Raw genomic sequence first — 16261 nt, forward strand, 5'->3', positions numbered from 1 at the left:
CTAAAAGGCGTGTAAAGGTCATTCATTGTTTACACGCCTTGCAGTTTTATTAAAATTTATTTTGATACTCACTAATTGCGTTATATTCCTTTTCAAGTAATCTCGGCAAGCGAATGAAGATTGGCATGAGTTCACGATAAGCAGCAGTTGCTTCTTTATTCGGCTGATGTGAATGAAGTGATCCCACCATCTTTTCCACTTCACTTAAGGACTCAATTTCTCCAAGACCATATTTTCCTAACACAATTGCACCTAAACATGAGCTCTCAAAACTTTCTGGAATTGTAACTTCCTGGTCAAAAACATCGGCTAGCATTTGTCGCCAAAACACCGACCGAGCAAACCCTCCTGTTGCTTGTACACGAGTCGGAGTTCCGATTAATTCCTCAAGAGCAAGCAGAACACTGTATAAATTCATCATAATACCTTCTAGGACTGCTCGAATCATATGTTCTTTTTTATGATGCAAGCCTAAACCAAAGAATGAACCACGTGCATTTGCATTCCAAAGAGGAGCTCGCTCTCCTGCCATATATGGATGGAAAATTAATCCGTTTGATCCAGGAGCAACTGTAGCCGCAATTTCAGTTAACACATCATAAGGATCCTTCCCTAGCCTTTTAGCTGTTTCAACCTCTGCATTTGCTAATTCATCTCTCACCCATCGAAAAATCATGCCACCATTATTCACAGGTCCACCAATTACCCAGTGCTTATCTGTTAGCGCATAGCAGAAGATCCTTCCTTTTGGATCTGTTACAGGGCGATCTGTTACAGCACGAATAGCCCCACTTGTTCCAATTGTTACTGCTACAACACCAGGCTCAATGGCATTCACTCCAAGGTTGGAAAGCACCCCATCACTTGCTCCCACAATAAATGGTGTATCATTAGGTATACCAATGAATTTTGCAAATTCCGGATTTAAGCCTTTCATACTTCCTGTTGTACTTATTGGCTTTGATAACTGTTCTCTTTTTACACCAACAATCTCAAGTGCTTCATCATCCCAATCCAGCTTTTCAAGGTTAAACATCCCGGTTGCAGAAGCAATTGAATAATCTATCACATATTCACCAAATAAACGATAAAAAACATACTCTTTAATTGAAATGAATTTGTTACCTTGATTAAAATACTCTTTATGTTCAGTATTTAACCAAAACAGTTTAACTAAGGGTGACATTGGGTGAATCGGTGTACCTGTACGTAAGTATATTTCATGTCCATTATGTTCTTGTTTTAATTTATCAGCATATTCTGCACTGCGGTTATCAGCCCATGTAATTGACTTTGTTATCGGTTGTCCTTCTCCATCAACAACAATTAAACTATGCATGGCAGAACTAAAGGATACAAAGCGAACTTGCTCACCTGAAACATTTGCTTCTACCAAACTGTTTTTCATAACGGTAAGAACTGCTTGAAAAATCTCTTCTGGATCTTGTTCAGCTGTTGCTGGTGTTGGTGTGTGAAGTGGATACTCAACACCAAATCGACTAACAGCCTTTCCTTCTTCATTAAAAAGTACAGCTTTTGTACTTGTTGTTCCAATATCAACGCCCATCATAAATTTACCCATAACAATATCCTCCTAAATGAGAGAAAAGGGAAAACCTGTATGGTTATCTCTTATCCTTTATTATCCAATAAATACTCCTAAAATTAACGCTACTGTTACACCAACTAAACCAATTAACGTTTCCATAACAGTCCAAGATTTTAAAGTATCTTTTACACTTAATCCGAAATAACGTCCTACTAACCAGAACCCTGAATCGTTTACATGTGATAGTACAGTTGCACCCGATGCAATTGCGATAACAAGTAATCCAAGTACAGGTCCTTGTAATCCTAAGATTTCGATAAGTGGAGCCATTAATCCTGCTGCTGTAACCATTGAAACGGTTGCAGAACCTTGTGCAACACGAACAGCTGCTGCAATTAAAAACGCTAACAAAATTGGTGGTAAAGCAGACCCTGCCATCATATCACCAAGCACTTGACCTACACCTGAATCAATTAAGATTTGCTTAAATACCCCACCAGCACCTGTTACTAAGATGATGATACCCGCTGGTTCTAATGCCTTTGTCGCAATATCTTGTACTTCTTGACGAGAATATCCACGTTTTGTTCCTAAGAAGACAAAAGTTAGGATCGTTGCAATTGTTAATGCTACGAAAGGATGTCCCAGGAATGTAAGAATCGAACGTACAATATTTCCTTCTTCTAATAATACTCCTGAAACCGTATTCAGTAAAATCAAAACTAGTGGAATCATAATTAATGAAGCAATTAATTTAAAGCTAGGTAACTCTTTGTCATACTCAATTTCTTCTAAGTTCATATAATCTGGAACAACAACATGTAATTTTTTCGAAATATATTTTGCGAAAAGTGGTCCAGCAATGATCATCGCAGGAATACCTGCAATCGTACCGAATAAGATAACCCAGCCAAGATCAGCACCGATTAAATCAGCAACAGCAATAGGACCTGGTGTTGGAGGAATAAAGCTATGTGTTACAGCTAATCCTGCTAACAATGGTATACCATAGTATAATAAAGATTTTCCTGTTTTCTTTGCTAAACCATAAACGATTGGTACTAAGATGATAAAACCAACATCAAAAAATACTGGGATCGCTACAAGGAAACCTGTAACACCTAACGCCCATTGTGATTTATCTTCACCAAATTTTTTAACAAGCGTTTGTGCTAAACGCTCTGCACCACCTGAAACTTCAAGCATTTGACCAAACATTGCACCTAAACCAACAACGACTGCAACGAATCCAAGGGTTCCACCCATACCGTTTTGCATCGAGGTCACAACTTCATTTAGTGGCATTCCTGCTAAAATACCAACGATTAAACTGACTAATAATAACGCAACGAATGCGTGTAATTTGGTACGAATAACTAAAAATAACAAAAGAAAAATTCCGGCTAATGCCACTAAAATTAACATTTGATCTGACATCTAGAACACTACCTTCCTTACTTGATTTGGGGTAAGAAGAAAGCGCTGTTTTTAAAACGCTATCTTCTTAGTCTTCCTAATTTTTGAAAAAAATTTATTTTTTCTCTACAGCATGTCCGCCAAATTCGTTACGAAGTGCTGCGACAACTTTACCTGTAAACGTATCATCTTCAAGCGAACGATATCTCATCATCAATGCCATCGTAATAACAGGTGCAGCAGTTTGAAGATCAAGTGCTGTTTCAACCGTCCACTTTCCTTCACCAGATGAATGCATGATTCCTTTGATTCCATCAAGCTTTTCATCTTTAGAGAATGCATTTTCCGTTAACTCCATTAACCAAGAACGGATAACAGATCCATTGTTCCAAACTCTTGCGACTTTTTCGTAATCATAGTCAAATGGACTTTTATCAAGAAGATCAAATCCTTCCGCAATCGCTTGCATCATCCCGTATTCAATTCCGTTATGAACCATTTTTAGAAAATGACCACTACCTGCTTTTCCAGAATAAAGGTAACCGTTCTCAACCGTTATGTCTTTGAAAACCGGTTCAATTTCTTTGAAAACCTCTTCATTTCCACCTATCATTGTGCAAGCTCCATTACGAGCACCATCTACGCCACCACTTGTTCCACAATCAAAGAAATAAATTCCGTTCGTTTCACACTCTTCATTTCTTCTTAATGAATCTTTGTAGTGGGCATTACCACCATCTATAATTCGATCTCCCTCTTCTAAATATGGAAGCAATTGTTCAAAAACAGATTGTGTTGCCTCTCCAGCTGGGACCATCATCCAAACAGTTCTTGGTTTTGATAGTTTACTAACCAACTCTTGAATTGAATTGGCTGTTTGTACTCCCATTGAGGAAATTTTTTTCATGGATTCTTCATTAACATCAAAGGCTACAACATCATACTCTTTATCTACTAAATTAAGAGATAACTGATATCCCATCTTTCCTAAGCCTATCATTCCTATTTGCATGTGTATTTCTCCTAACTGTTTACGGAATAAATTTTCTTGATATCTTTATTATATGAAAAAAAATTCTTTTTGCAAGCGATTCCAGAAAAATATTTTTTCTTTTTGTGAAATTTAGTATAATAAAAGAAAGCCCTATCAGGAGGGAAGATTATGAAAAAAGCTCAGGAGCCTTGTTTAGTCACGATTCGCAAGCTCTATCCAAAGTTCAGTGTTACAGAAAGAAAGATTGCCGATTATATTTTAAAAAACCCAAATAAAATTATTCATTCTTCCATTAATCAATTAGCAGAAGATTTAGAGGTTGCCGATTCAACTGTATTCCGTTTTTGTAAACGACTTGGATATAAAGGGTATCAAGCAATGAAAATTGCCCTTGCATCCGAAGTTGTCTCGCCTATTCAGGATATTCATGAAAAAGTTACGGAGGGTGACACGGTTGATACAGTGGCTTCAAAAGTTTTTCGATCAAATATAAAGACGATTGAAGATTCATTATCTGTGTTAAATGAGGAACATTTACAAGCAGCTGTTGATTGCATGATTAATGCAAATTCAATTGAATTTTTTGGGAGCGGCGGATCAAGCATTATCGCCCTTGATGCCTATCACAAACTGGTGCGAACAGGCTTAAAGGTTCACTCTGTTATTGATACACACTTCCAGCTAATGGCAGCATCGCAAATGACGGAAAAAGACTGCGCCGTTTTTATTTCTCATTCAGGTTCTTCGAAAGATATTCTTCATATCTTGAATGTTGTAAAATCCACGGGAGCGAAAATGATCGCAATTACCAATTATGCGAAGTCTCCGTTAAGTGCAGCCGTTGATATTCCTCTCTATACAGTGTCTGAGGAAACCGAATATCGATCAGAAGCTTTATCATCACGAATCGCACAACTAACGCTAATTGATGTTCTTTATGTGAATATTTTATTAAAACGTGGCAATGAAGGAAAAGAAGCATTAAAGAAAATGCGTGAGGCTATTCTTGTGAAGAGAATTTAGCTTTGATAGTATGTAAAAATAAAAAACAGAGAAAGACGCACCGACGTCTTCTCTGTTTTTTATTATAAATCTGAAAATTCATTTACAAGTGCCTTAAATTTCTTTAATGAGTTTTCAATCGGGTACGGAGCAGTTAAATCTACACCGGTATTCTTTAACAATTCCAATGGATAATCCGCACTTCCACTTTTTAAAAATTCCAAGTAAGAATGTAATGTTTTTTCATCACCTTCTAAAATTTTTGTAGCAAGATGAATCGCAGACGCAAAGCCTGTTGCGTACTTATACACATAAAACGGGCGGTAGAAATGTGGAATTCTTGACCAGCCGTATTTTACCTCTTCATCAAACACAACATCATCTCCGTAATATTCACGGAACAAACCCTCATATGTTTTATTAAAAACTTCTACATTAAGTGGCATTCCCTTCTCTGCCATTTCATGTGTTTTCATTTCAAATTCTGCAAACATAACTTGTGTAAAAAATGTTCCTTTAAATTGATCAATAAAATGATTAACCAAATGCTTTCGTACGTCTGCATTTTCTTCTTTATCTAAAAGGTAGTTAATTAAAAGCACTTCGTTAACAGTAGAAGCAACTTCTGCAACAAATATACTGTAGCGCGCTGTGATTTGTGGTTGATGTAACGAGCTTAACTTGCTGTGAACACCATGACCGCATTCATGAACCAAAGTAAACAAACTGTCCAAATTGTCTTGATGGTTTAAAAGAATATACGGATGAACGCCATAAACTCCAAGGTTATATGCACCTGATCGCTTACCTGGTGTTTCCCTCACATCAAGATATAGGTTTTCCTTAAATTCCCTTAGTGTTTTAATGTAATCTTCCCCTAATGGTGAAAGAGCTTCACACATGATTTCATATGCCTTTTCATATGAAATTTCTTGCTTTACACCACTTACTAATGGAACACTTAAATCATATTGTCTAAGTTCATCAAGTTGTAATTTTTGCTTACGTAGCCTAGAGTATTGATGCAAAGAAGAGATATTTTGCTTCGTTGTTTCTATTAGATTTTCATATACTTCTCTAGGAACATTATCACCAAATAACGCTTTCTCTAAGGCAGAAGGGTAGTTTCGTAACTTTGCCATTGTGACATTGTTTTTTATAGCTGATGACAGAGTTGAAGCGATCGAATTTTTGAGTTGCAGATATGGTTTATAATATGCTTTGTATGCTTCTTTACGTTTTTCTCGATTTTCATCCTCGATTATTTTTGCATACATGCCTCTTGTTAATTCAACTTTTTCACCATCATCGCTTGTTACTTCTCCAAACTTGATATCAGCATTGTTCATCATGCCAAATGTGTGACTTGGTGAAGATAGAGCTTCACCAAGCTTTGAAATCACTTCTTCTTGCTCTTTACTTAATACATGCTTTTTGTAACGGAATGATTCCCATAAGTCTTTCTCGAAATACTCAAGCTTTTGTTCTGATGTTATGTATTCTTTTAATGTTTCTTCCTTTAAGCTCAAAAGAAATGGCATAAAAAAAGAAGTTGATGAGCCAGCTTTTATACTTAGTTGTTTAGCACGTTCTAAAAGCGATTGTGAACTTGTTTCTCGTGTATCTTCATCCACATTTAACATTGCATACGCATAAAGCTTGTTAAAGGTAAAAGACATTTCTTCCTTTTTCTTTAAAAATGAGTAAAGTGATGGGCCGTCATGAATATTTCCGTCAAAACTCTTTAATTCTTCTACTTTTTCATTAATTGTATTATAGTCTTTCTCCCAATCTTTCAGGTCTGAATAAAGGTCATCTAAATTCCATTTTTCCTCAATCGGAACATCTTTTCTGGAAGTGTATGTTGTCATGAAATCTCCCCTTTCTGAAAGGTGCCTTTACTACTATATTCTACGTCTGTTGTTTTTACCCTTTTCATTATTAATTTTGCTCAGTACGCTGCTTTCCTTCGTCAGTTACAGCAAATTTACGCGACATCTTTTTTATCTTTTCAACTTTACGGAACCGTAAAGCTGACCAATCCTCATCTATGGCTATTTGCCGAACCGGTTCATATCCCTCGGCAGCTAATAAGCCACCAACTGTTTCACGGCTGCAGTCAGAACCCTTATATGTTTTTGATGATTTTTTAGGGTAACAAATCCAAAATAAACCATCTTCCTTAATAGCTTGTACTGCTACTTGAGCAAGAGACTTCAATTGATCATTTGCTGTACCGAAAATCTGTACAAAATCATACTCATCGCTTTTAGCTTCGTTATGAACGTCTCCTGTAAAGGATGAAATAACTTCATTGTAGGAATTAGGATGATTCATTATCAGAACTGGTTGTCCACTATCTTTAAATTGTAGTTTCTTCAGTATTGGATTACTTTCTACCATGTGGTGTCACTCCATTCTAAATTTACATCATCCTATATATATCACTTTCCTCAAATGAAACGCAATGCGAAAATAAACTGACTATTAACAAAATTTATAGAAGTTCCATTTCACCAACTGTTACGTTAAAAAACTGTATAGTTTACATAATAATATTATCTACTTAATTAAAAAACAGGACATCAAACATTGTCCTGTTTTCCTCTTATTCTCCTATATAATGCGGTTTTCGCTTTTCTTTAAATGCCTTTAACCCTTCTAATCGATCCTTTGTTGGGATGGTCATTTCATATGCTGCTCTCTCAATACTTAGCCCTGTTGTTAGGTTAACATGATACCCTTCATTAATCGCTTTTTTCGCTTGCGTAATAGCAATTGGAGCGTTCTGAGCAATTTCCCTGGCAATCTCAATTGCCTTACTTCCTACATTCTCAGGCTCTTCAACATATTCTACTAAGCCTATTTGGAGCGCTTCTTCTGCGTCTATTTTTCTAGCAGTGAAAATTAATTCCTTTACTTTTCCTTTTCCTATTAACTGAGGCAATCTTTGCGTTCCCCCTGCACCAGGAATGATTCCAAGTGATGTTTCCGTTAATCCAAGTTTAGCAGTTCGGGAAGCAACTCGAATATCACATGCTAAAGCAAGCTCCAACCCTCCACCAAATGCAGCTCCATTAATTGCCGCAATCACGGGCTGAGGCAAAGTTTCTAGTTCATTTATTGTCTCTCTAATCAAAGATACTGTTTTTTTTACTGTAATAGCATCCATTTCTGAACGTTCCTTTAAATCAGCTCCTGCACAGAACACTTTTCCCCCAGATCCTGTTATCACAATACATCTAATGCTTTGTTCATATTTAGCAAGCTCAAAAGCTTCTTGAAGTTCTTTTAACATAGTAATAGACAATGCATTTGCTGCTTTAGGCCGATTTAATTCAATCTTTAAAATACCTTCATTTACATCTGTTATGATTGCTATGTTATTCATCGATATATCTTCTCCTATCGACCGAAGTATTTTGCCAGAAAATTAGTTGTTGAATCGCCAGATTGAAATGCACTATGTTCAACAATCTCTCTAAGAATAGGAATATTTGTTTTAATACCCTCAACTTGGTAATCAGATAATGCAAGTTGAAGTTTTTTGATCGCATCCTCACGATCTTTTCCCTTAACTATTAATTTTGCAATCATCGGATCGTAGTAAGGAGTAACGATTGATTGCTCATGTACCCCAAGCTCATGCCTAATTTTATCTCCTTCTGGTAAAGAAAGAGAAGTAATAGTCCCAGGTGAAGGATAAAAGGTTTTCGGATCTTCCGCATAGATTCGAACTTCAATGGAATGTCCATTTAGAGGTATTTGTTCTTGAGAAATACGCAACAATTCTCCTGCTGCCAACCGCAGCTGTTCTTCGACTAGATCAATTCCGGTAATTTCTTCTGTTACAGGATGCTCGACCTGTAACCTTGTATTCATTTCAAGAAAATAGAAGCTTTTGTTTTCATCTACTAAAAACTCAATTGTTCCTGCATTTTGATAGCCTATTGCCTTTGCTGCTTGAACAGCTGTTTCCCCTATATTTTTTCTTAAGTCATAATCTACAAAAGCTGATGGAGCTTCTTCTACGATTTTTTGATGTCTTCTTTGTATCGAACATTCCCTTTCCCATAGATACACAGTATTTCCTTTGCTATCTGCTAAAAGTTGTATTTCAATATGTCTCGGGTTTTCGATGTACTTTTCTAAATACATCTCTCCGTTGCCGAAAAATGCAATGGCTCTTTTTTGATTTCCTTCAAAAGCCTTTACCATTTCTTCATCATTTCTAACAATCTGCATTCCAATTCCACCGCCACCAGAAGAGGCCTTTAACATGATTGGATAACCAATTTCTTTTGCAACCTTAACTGCTTGTTCTGAATTTGATAAAGAAGTTAAAATACCAGGAACAACAGGTACTCCGGCTTGCTTCATTATTTTACGAGCTTCAATTTTACTTCCCATGCTAGCAATTACCTGTGGAGACGGTCCAACAAAAATAAGTCCCACTTCTTCACATTTTCTAGCAAACTCTGGATTTTCTGATAATAGTCCGTAGCCGGGATGAACGGCTTCAGCACCTACCTCTTTTGCAATTTCAATAATAGTATCGATCTTTAAATAACTGTCTGCCACACGTGGCCCACCTACCAGATATGCTTCATCAGCAAATCGTCTGTGTGGAGCGTCCTGATCTGCCTCAGAATAGATAGCAACTGTTCTAATACCTAATGATTTGCATGTTCTCATAATTCGAACAGCAATTTCTCCTCGATTTGCAACAAGTATCTTTTTGAACAAATGAAGTACACCTCCATTTTTATCATTAGCATCCAATTTGCTTTGCGATAACCATTCGTTGAACCTCTGATGTCCCTTCACCAATTTCTAATAATTTTGCATCACGGAAAAACCGCTCTACTTGGTATTCCTTCATGTAGCCATAACCACCATGAATTTGAATCGCCTGATCACATACTTTCATACAAATTTCGGAAGAAAATAACTTTGCCATGGCCGCTTCGGTTTTAAATCCTCTTCCTTTGTCTTTAAGCCATGCAGCTTTGTACACCATATTACGAGCAACCTCGATATTCATTGCCATATCAGCCAATTTAAATTGTATTGCCTGAAATTTTGATAAGTTTTTTCCAAACTGAGTACGATTTTTTGCATATTGAAGGGCTTTTTCATAGGCACCCTGTGCAATACCAACTGCCATTGCACCAATTCCGATTCTTCCTCCATCAAGTGTAGCCAAAAATTGTTTATATCCGTTTCCTTCCACACCAAGAAGATTTTCCTTTGGAATCGTAACTTCTTCTAGTATTAATTCTGTTGTGTTTGATGCATGTAACCCCATTTTTTCGTAATTAGCTATTACCGTAAATCCTTCAGAATCTGTTGGGACAAGAAAGGCACTAATACCATTTATCCCTTTTGTTCGATCTGTTACAGCTGTGATGGCCAAATTTTTTGCATAGCTTGCATTTGTAATAAAGCATTTTGAACCAGAAAGCTGCCACTCATTTTCCTTTAATAAGGCTGTTGTCTGAGTGCCTGCTGCATCAGAGCCTGCGTTTGGCTCCGTTAAGCCAAAGGCACCTAAGTACTCACCTTTACATAATGGTGTGAGATAGTCTTCTTTCTGCTGTTCTGTTCCAAACATAAATATTGGGGCAGCACCTAACGAAATATGCGCAGAATACGTTATACCTGTTGAAGCACATACTCTACTCAACTCCTCAACAACAATGGCAAAGCTAATTGTGTCAGCATCACCACCACCATATTGCTCAGGAAACGGTAAACCCATCATCCCTAATTTTGCTAACTGTTGAAAAATCTTCTCCGGAAATTCCCCCGAACGATCTCTTTCATCTGCTTCCGGGGCTACTTGTTCTTCAGCAAACTCATGAATCATGTGACGAATCATCTCTTGCTCTTTCGATAAGTCAAAATTCATTTTTTCTTCAATCCCCTCTATTCTTGTGTTTTGAGCGATCCGATGCTTATACGGGATAAACAGGATGCTTACGTGTTGAGAAAGTAACATACTTTGAACGATAAAGATCAAATCGTGTAATTAACTCATTTCTTAGTGAGTTGGCAGGAATAACTCCATCAATAATCATTTCAGAAGCCAACCGGTAAATATCAATGTTTTCACGATATTCATCTCGCTTTTCCTGAATAAATTGTGACCTTTCTTCCTCAGGAAGCTCGGCAATTTTATTTGCATAAACAGCATTTACTGCCGCTTCAGGCCCCATAACAGCAATTGATGCAGTCGGAAGCGCTAGGCAACAATCTGGATCAAAAGCAGGACCTGCCATTGCATACAAACCTGCACCATATGCTTTACGAACGATAATCGATATTTTTGGAACTGTTGCCTCTGCCATAGCTGAAATCATTTTCGCTCCATGACGGATAATTCCGGCTCGTTCAACCTTTGTTCCAATCATAAAGCCAGGAATATCAGCTAAGAAAAGTAATGGAATATGAAAGGCATCACATAATGTAATAAATTTAGCCGCTTTATCAGCTGAATCATGAAATAAAACTCCGCCCTTTACACGCGGCTGATTGGCGATTATCCCAACCGGGTGACCATTCAATCGACAAAAGCCTGTAATAAGTTCTGGAGCAAACTTTTTCTTTATTTCAAAAAATGAATCAGCATCAATGATTCGTTCAATAAGATCGTACATATTAAAAGGTGCATTTTGGTTAGTAGGTATGATTTCTTCTAATGTTTTTTCAAAGGATTTTGGAGGTATCAAATCTAATTGTGGTGGTTTTTCTGTATAATTTGCTGGAAAAAATGAGAGATAATTGCGGGCTAATTCGATGGCTTCTTCTTCAGATTTTGCTAGTATATCTCCACAGCCTGATGTTGTGCAATGCATTTTTGCTCCACCCATTTCCTCGAGGGAGACTTTTTCACCAATCACCATTTCTGCCATTCGTGGAGAGCCTAAGTACATGGAGGCATTTCCGTCCACCATAATTACAACATCACAAAAAGCTGGTATATAAGCTCCACCTGCTGCAGATGGTCCAAACAGAAGGCAAACTTGAGGAATTTTTCCGGACAGCTTTACTTGGTTATAAAAAATTCTTCCTGCTCCCCTTCGTCCAGGGAACATTTCCACTTGATCTGTAATCCTTGCTCCAGCTGAATCAACAAGATAAATCATCGGTACTTTTAATTTTTCAGCCGTTTCTTGAATTCTAATCATTTTCTCTACTGTTCTTGCTCCCCAAGAACCAGCTTTAATTGTGGAGTCATTTGCCAATACACAAACAGTCTGACCGTTTACTTTTCCCATTCCTGTTACAACACCATCTGCTGGTAATGTTTCATCTAAACAATTAGCAAACAGTCCGTCTTCTGTATCTAAACCTTGATCAAATAATAATGCTAGTCTGTCCCTAACAAACAATTTACCTTTTTCTTTATTTTTTTCATGATATTTATCTGGTCCACCCTTTTTTATTTTTTCAAGTCTTTCTTGTAAGGATTTTTCAAGTGTCACAGTTGCTCCCTCCATTTTCAGATTCATAGAGTTATGATTGCATTGCTTGATATACTTGTAGGCTATGACTGGCTAATGACCGTCCGATTTTTTCTTGAATAAATAAAGCAGCATTGTGGATTTTATCCTTAGATATACCTGTTTCTATTTCCATTCCTTCTAACATATATAGTAAATCATCTGTTGCTACATTTCCCGATGCACCCGGTGCATAGGGACACCCTCCAAGGCCTCCTATAGAACTGTCAAATCGAGTAATCCCTAAATTCAAGGAAGCGGTTACATTCGCGAGCGCAGTTCCTCTTGTATCATGAAAATGCATCGCTAGTTTATCCGAATGAAACCTTTTTAACATCTCGGTGGTAATCTCTTGTACTTGTTTGGGAGTAGTAACACCAATTGTATCACCTAAAGATACTTCATAAACTCCCATTTCAAATAACTCTTCACAAATGCGCATTGTTTTTTGTACAGAAACATGACCCTCATATGGACATCCAAAAACAGTTGATATATAGCCTCTAACTGATTTTCCGGAAGATAGAGACTCTTGTACAACATCAGTAAGAATAGTTAAAGTCTCATTTATTGATTTGTTAATGTTTTTTCGATTATGTGTTTCACTTGCAGAAAGAAAGATAGATACTTCATCTATGTTTGCATCAAGTGCCTTTTCAAGACCCTTTTGATTTGGAACAAGTGCAGCATAAGTTACACCTTCAACTCGTTCGATTCCTTTTGCAACAGAGTACGCATCAGCTAAAGCTGGAATCCACTTTGGGTGAACAAATGATGTAATTTCAATATAAGATAATCCTGTATGTGAAAGTTGATTAATCCATTGTATTTTATCTTCAGTTGAAATAAATTTCTTCTCATTTTGTAAGCCATCACGAGGGCCAACTTCCTTAATTGAAACTGATAGTGGCCACTTCACCAAATTTCCTCCTTTCTATTCATATTCAACCAATACATCACCCTCGTTGACAAAATCACCTTCGTTTACATTAATTCTTTTTATCAGTCCACTTTCTTCAGCGCTTATCGGAATTTCCATTTTCATGGATTCTAAAATCACCACATCTTGACCTTCTGCAACGTCTTCCCCAACCTTGACTAGTATTTTCCAAACGCTTCCGGCCATATTTGCTTGTATGTGACTCAAAAGTAATCCCTCCCACCTACTTAATGGCATATTAATGCCTATTACTATCCTATTCGCATAAAAATTCACTTATAATCGGATATTTGAATTTCAATTATTTAGAAAAATCAGTTTTTGTCTACAGTGATGAAAAAAGCCAACACATCATGTATTGGCTTAAAATAATTTCTTAAAAAACTGAACAAGGTGATTTTCATCAGTATCTTGTTCAGGGGTTTGTGAATTCTCTTTTTTTGTTATGTATATATTCTCCTTATCAATAGCATAATCAAAGGCTAAAACAAGTCCTAAATCAGTATCATGCTCTTTATCTGTTGATATAAGATACTTATTCCCAACATTATTTGCAAGCTTAATATAGTCAGACAAATACGTATAATTCATCTTTCCATTGAGAAATAATGTTGCTTCTTTATTTTGTTTCATTAACTCTTCCACTTCAGAATAGGTGCCTTTTTCTCTAACTTGAGATTGTGTTAAGGCAACAACGACTCTTTCTCTTAAGGTGCCAAGAAATTTCCTTCGTTCATCTGGATTGATTTCACGAGGACCAGTGATTCCTTGTTGAATGTATTCGTCTATACGATCCAAACGTTTCCCTCCCTCTATAAATGTTGATTTATCAACGGTTTGACCCGTTGGCGGAGTGTCAAAAAAATATTTATCGACACGCATCCTAATAAATTTTTCATATTTTGTGAAACTATTCCAATGTATGGGTACGCTACGCGGTCACTACTGGATAATGATGGTAAGTAGTGCTCTGGAATTATGCGATGCACAATGGATCTCTGCGTAGCTTATGATGACGTACCCTCCCATGTCTCTGGGCATCTATGTGCCTACATTCCTTCGTTCGGTCTAGTCATAAGGCAGAGGCTAGCGAAGCTCCTTTAGGGACTCGAGGTCGGATGGGAAAAATAGTGCCAGCTTCTCCGTGTCATCCTGTTGTCTAGGTCTATTAGGGGATGTAGAACTTTACATAGCCTCTGCGAGACTAGGAATATCCTTCATCATTCGCTGTGCGTCAAAAGCTTTGTGCTTTGTACTTATTCCATGTAAGACTTTTATTAGTTTTCCGCATAGAACCACAATAGATTGCTTCTTCCGTAACGGGTTAACCTTACGGTTAGTGTAATATTCATGCAGCTTTCGAAAGGCTTCATTATGGCGAACCATTGGCATCATCACTCGGAAAAGGAGGGCACGAAGCTTTCTTCTTCCCCGTTTGGAGATATGTTTTTGCCCTTTGTGCTGGCCGGAAGAGTTTTCACGTAAAGTTAATCCCGCAAGTTTAATGATTTGGCGTGGATCTTCATAGTGTGAAAAGCTACCGATTTCGGCCAACAAATCAACGATTGTGGTATCGCCGAGTCCTTGAACCGTTGAGAGCCATTCGTACTCTACAGACGTTTGTACAAGCGTAACTAATTGCTGTGTAATGCTTTCAATTTCTTGTTCCAACTGGTTGTAACGGCGAACGAGCGTGGCAATTTCAATACGGGCCATCTCACGTCCTTCTGTTACTCCGATGGAGTTAGAACTGACTTCAATAAGTTGTATTGCTTTTGGTCGTTGGGGAGATTTTAGCCCCTCAACCTGTCGGTAAAGCGATAAGACTTCATCTGGCTGCTTTTGAAATAGATCACTTGGAAATGGAGTACATTCAAGTACTGCCAGAGCCATTTTCCCGAATGACGGAAACACCTGAGTGAATTCTGGAAAATATCGATCTAACCAGCGAATCATCATATTTTTGACAGCACCAAATTCCTCTGTCAACTTACCTCTAAATGTTGACCCAACACGAAGTTCCGCCTCAATGTCTTTCAAAATACGTGGATAACTAAAGCGTCCATCTTTTATGAGACGAGCGATCACCAGTGCATCCTTGCGGTCATGTTTGGTTGGTAAATTGTCGTCCAACTCTTTTGAACGCTTGACGTGCAAAGGATTAGCCATTGCGAGGGGAATGCCTCGTTCATCAAGGAAATAGGCTAAATTAAGCCAGTAATGGCCAGTAGGTTCAATCCCTACGATGACTTCTGTTTTTTCGTGTTCTTTCATCGCAGTTAGAATACGATGATAAAAATGCTGGAAACCATCATTAGACTGTAATACAGAAAATGATTTTTGGAGCACTCTCCCACGATCATCTACAAAGCAGGCGAAATGTTTTCGCTTCGCAATGTCGATTCCGACAACGAGTGTTTTTTCAGTGACTTGATTTATTTTATGGTTTTGTTTAAAATCCATTATGGAGTCCTCCTTGGTTAACAAATTAGGGGTCAATTTCTGCAGATTTTGACACCCCGTATCATACCAAGAGGGCTCTTTTTTGTTCAAGTCCCCGAAAATCCTTCTAACAGGAATGCTCCTTTTTTTCTTTTTATTTAGTGTATCCTATTTTTCTATATAAAAAAAAGATGTGGTTTGGATGATCGATTATTTAGTTTACCATAATATTTTTACGTTAAACTCGTTTGCTGTGTGAAAGACGTTTTATTTGCTACTCAAGATTTTTATAAATTTGGGTGATGAGAGACATTGCACAGGTGTATTACTTTACTTTTGTCGTTCATACCGGCTATGAACGACACTACCCCAGAGCTCCCCTTTTCTTTTGTCGTTCATATCGCTTATGAACG

The 16261-nt window shown here is 37.4% G+C and carries 14 protein-coding genes; 1 reads left to right on the forward strand and 13 read right to left on the reverse strand.

What is annotated here, in order from left to right:
* Window positions 1-49: 49 nt before the first annotated feature.
* The 3 genes from gntK to gnd all read right to left on the reverse strand — a co-directional run bounded on the left by gntK (window position 50) and on the right by gnd (window position 3977).
* The gene (gene gntK, locus LPC09_RS14405; protein ID WP_231309762.1) at window positions 50-1588 is read right to left on the reverse strand and encodes a gluconokinase; all 1539 of its coding nucleotides are present in this window, start codon (window positions 1586-1588) and stop codon (window positions 50-52) included.
* A gap of 54 nt (window positions 1589-1642) precedes the next feature.
* Window positions 1643-2986 (reverse strand): GntP family permease, encoded by a 1344-nt coding sequence (locus tag LPC09_RS14410; protein WP_231307641.1) that lies wholly within the window; start codon window positions 2984-2986, stop codon window positions 1643-1645.
* 94 nt (window positions 2987-3080) lie between these two features.
* On the reverse strand, window positions 3081-3977 hold the full coding sequence (gene gnd, locus LPC09_RS14415) for a phosphogluconate dehydrogenase (NAD(+)-dependent, decarboxylating) (RefSeq protein ID WP_231307642.1): 897 nt from the start codon (window positions 3975-3977) through the stop codon (window positions 3081-3083).
* A gap of 150 nt (window positions 3978-4127) precedes the next feature.
* On the opposite strand from gnd, the gene LPC09_RS14420 reads away from it, so the two are divergent.
* On the forward strand, window positions 4128-4982 hold the full coding sequence (locus LPC09_RS14420; RefSeq protein WP_231307643.1) for a MurR/RpiR family transcriptional regulator: 855 nt from the start codon (window positions 4128-4130) through the stop codon (window positions 4980-4982).
* A gap of 62 nt (window positions 4983-5044) precedes the next feature.
* Here LPC09_RS14420 and pepF read toward each other — a convergent pair whose 3' ends face one another.
* The 10 genes from pepF to LPC09_RS14470 form a co-directional block, all read right to left on the reverse strand.
* Window positions 5045-6832 carry an oligoendopeptidase F gene (pepF, locus tag LPC09_RS14425; protein WP_231307644.1) on the reverse strand — a complete coding sequence of 596 codons (1788 nt, stop codon included), beginning with the start codon at window positions 6830-6832 and terminating at the stop codon, window positions 5045-5047.
* Window positions 6833-6902: 70 nt separating this feature from the next.
* Window positions 6903-7364, reverse strand: coding sequence for a DUF3052 domain-containing protein (locus LPC09_RS14430; protein WP_231307645.1), 462 nt, complete (start codon window positions 7362-7364; stop codon window positions 6903-6905).
* A gap of 205 nt (window positions 7365-7569) precedes the next feature.
* The gene (locus LPC09_RS14435) at window positions 7570-8352 is read right to left on the reverse strand and encodes an enoyl-CoA hydratase (protein ID WP_231307646.1); all 783 of its coding nucleotides are present in this window, start codon (window positions 8350-8352) and stop codon (window positions 7570-7572) included.
* Window positions 8353-8366: 14 nt separating this feature from the next.
* The gene (locus LPC09_RS14440) at window positions 8367-9707 is read right to left on the reverse strand and encodes an acetyl-CoA carboxylase biotin carboxylase subunit (RefSeq protein WP_231307647.1); all 1341 of its coding nucleotides are present in this window, start codon (window positions 9705-9707) and stop codon (window positions 8367-8369) included.
* A gap of 25 nt (window positions 9708-9732) precedes the next feature.
* Window positions 9733-10872: an acyl-CoA dehydrogenase family protein gene (locus LPC09_RS14445; protein ID WP_231307648.1), complete on the reverse strand. Its 1140-nt coding sequence runs from the start codon at window positions 10870-10872 to the stop codon at window positions 9733-9735.
* A 46-nt stretch (window positions 10873-10918) separates the two neighbouring features.
* On the reverse strand, window positions 10919-12448 hold the full coding sequence (locus LPC09_RS14450; protein WP_442919988.1) for an acyl-CoA carboxylase subunit beta: 1530 nt from the start codon (window positions 12446-12448) through the stop codon (window positions 10919-10921).
* A 31-nt stretch (window positions 12449-12479) separates the two neighbouring features.
* Window positions 12480-13385 carry a hydroxymethylglutaryl-CoA lyase gene (locus tag LPC09_RS14455; protein ID WP_231307650.1) on the reverse strand — a complete coding sequence of 302 codons (906 nt, stop codon included), beginning with the start codon at window positions 13383-13385 and terminating at the stop codon, window positions 12480-12482.
* A 15-nt stretch (window positions 13386-13400) separates the two neighbouring features.
* A complete protein-coding gene (locus LPC09_RS14460) occupies window positions 13401-13613 on the reverse strand; it encodes an acetyl-CoA carboxylase biotin carboxyl carrier protein subunit (RefSeq protein ID WP_231307651.1) in 213 nt (70 codons plus the stop codon).
* Between the two features lie 156 nt (window positions 13614-13769).
* Complete coding sequence (locus LPC09_RS14465; protein WP_231307652.1) at window positions 13770-14204, reverse strand: YueI family protein; 435 nt, start codon at window positions 14202-14204, stop codon at window positions 13770-13772.
* 387 nt (window positions 14205-14591) lie between these two features.
* The gene (locus LPC09_RS14470) at window positions 14592-15869 is read right to left on the reverse strand and encodes an IS110 family RNA-guided transposase (RefSeq protein ID WP_098799709.1); all 1278 of its coding nucleotides are present in this window, start codon (window positions 15867-15869) and stop codon (window positions 14592-14594) included.
* Window positions 15870-16261 lie beyond the last annotated feature (392 nt).

Origin of the sequence: Metabacillus sp. B2-18, from assembly GCF_021117275.1 — a bacterium.
In the GTDB taxonomy this organism is placed as follows: Bacteria; Bacillota; Bacilli; order Bacillales; family Bacillaceae; genus Metabacillus.

Bases quoted from the DNA above. Each gene is read 5' to 3' on its own strand.
- gnd (WP_231307642.1), bottom strand. From the start codon at position 3,977: ATGCAAATAGGAATGATAGGCTTAGGAAAGATGGGATATCAGTTATCT.
- LPC09_RS14435 (WP_231307646.1), bottom strand. From the start codon at position 8,352: ATGAATAACATAGCAATCATAACAGATGTAAATGAAGGTATTTTAAAG.
- LPC09_RS14445 (WP_231307648.1), bottom strand. From the start codon at position 10,872: ATGAATTTTGACTTATCGAAAGAGCAAGAGATGATTCGTCACATGATT.
- LPC09_RS14470 (WP_098799709.1), bottom strand. From the start codon at position 15,869: ATGGATTTTAAACAAAACCATAAAATAAATCAAGTCACTGAAAAAACA.
- LPC09_RS14430 (WP_231307645.1), bottom strand. From the start codon at position 7,364: ATGGTAGAAAGTAATCCAATACTGAAGAAACTACAATTTAAAGATAGT.
- pepF (WP_231307644.1), bottom strand. From the start codon at position 6,832: ATGACAACATACACTTCCAGAAAAGATGTTCCGATTGAGGAAAAATGG.
- LPC09_RS14420 (WP_231307643.1), top strand. From the start codon at position 4,128: ATGAAAAAAGCTCAGGAGCCTTGTTTAGTCACGATTCGCAAGCTCTAT.
- LPC09_RS14410 (WP_231307641.1), bottom strand. From the start codon at position 2,986: ATGTCAGATCAAATGTTAATTTTAGTGGCATTAGCCGGAATTTTTCTT.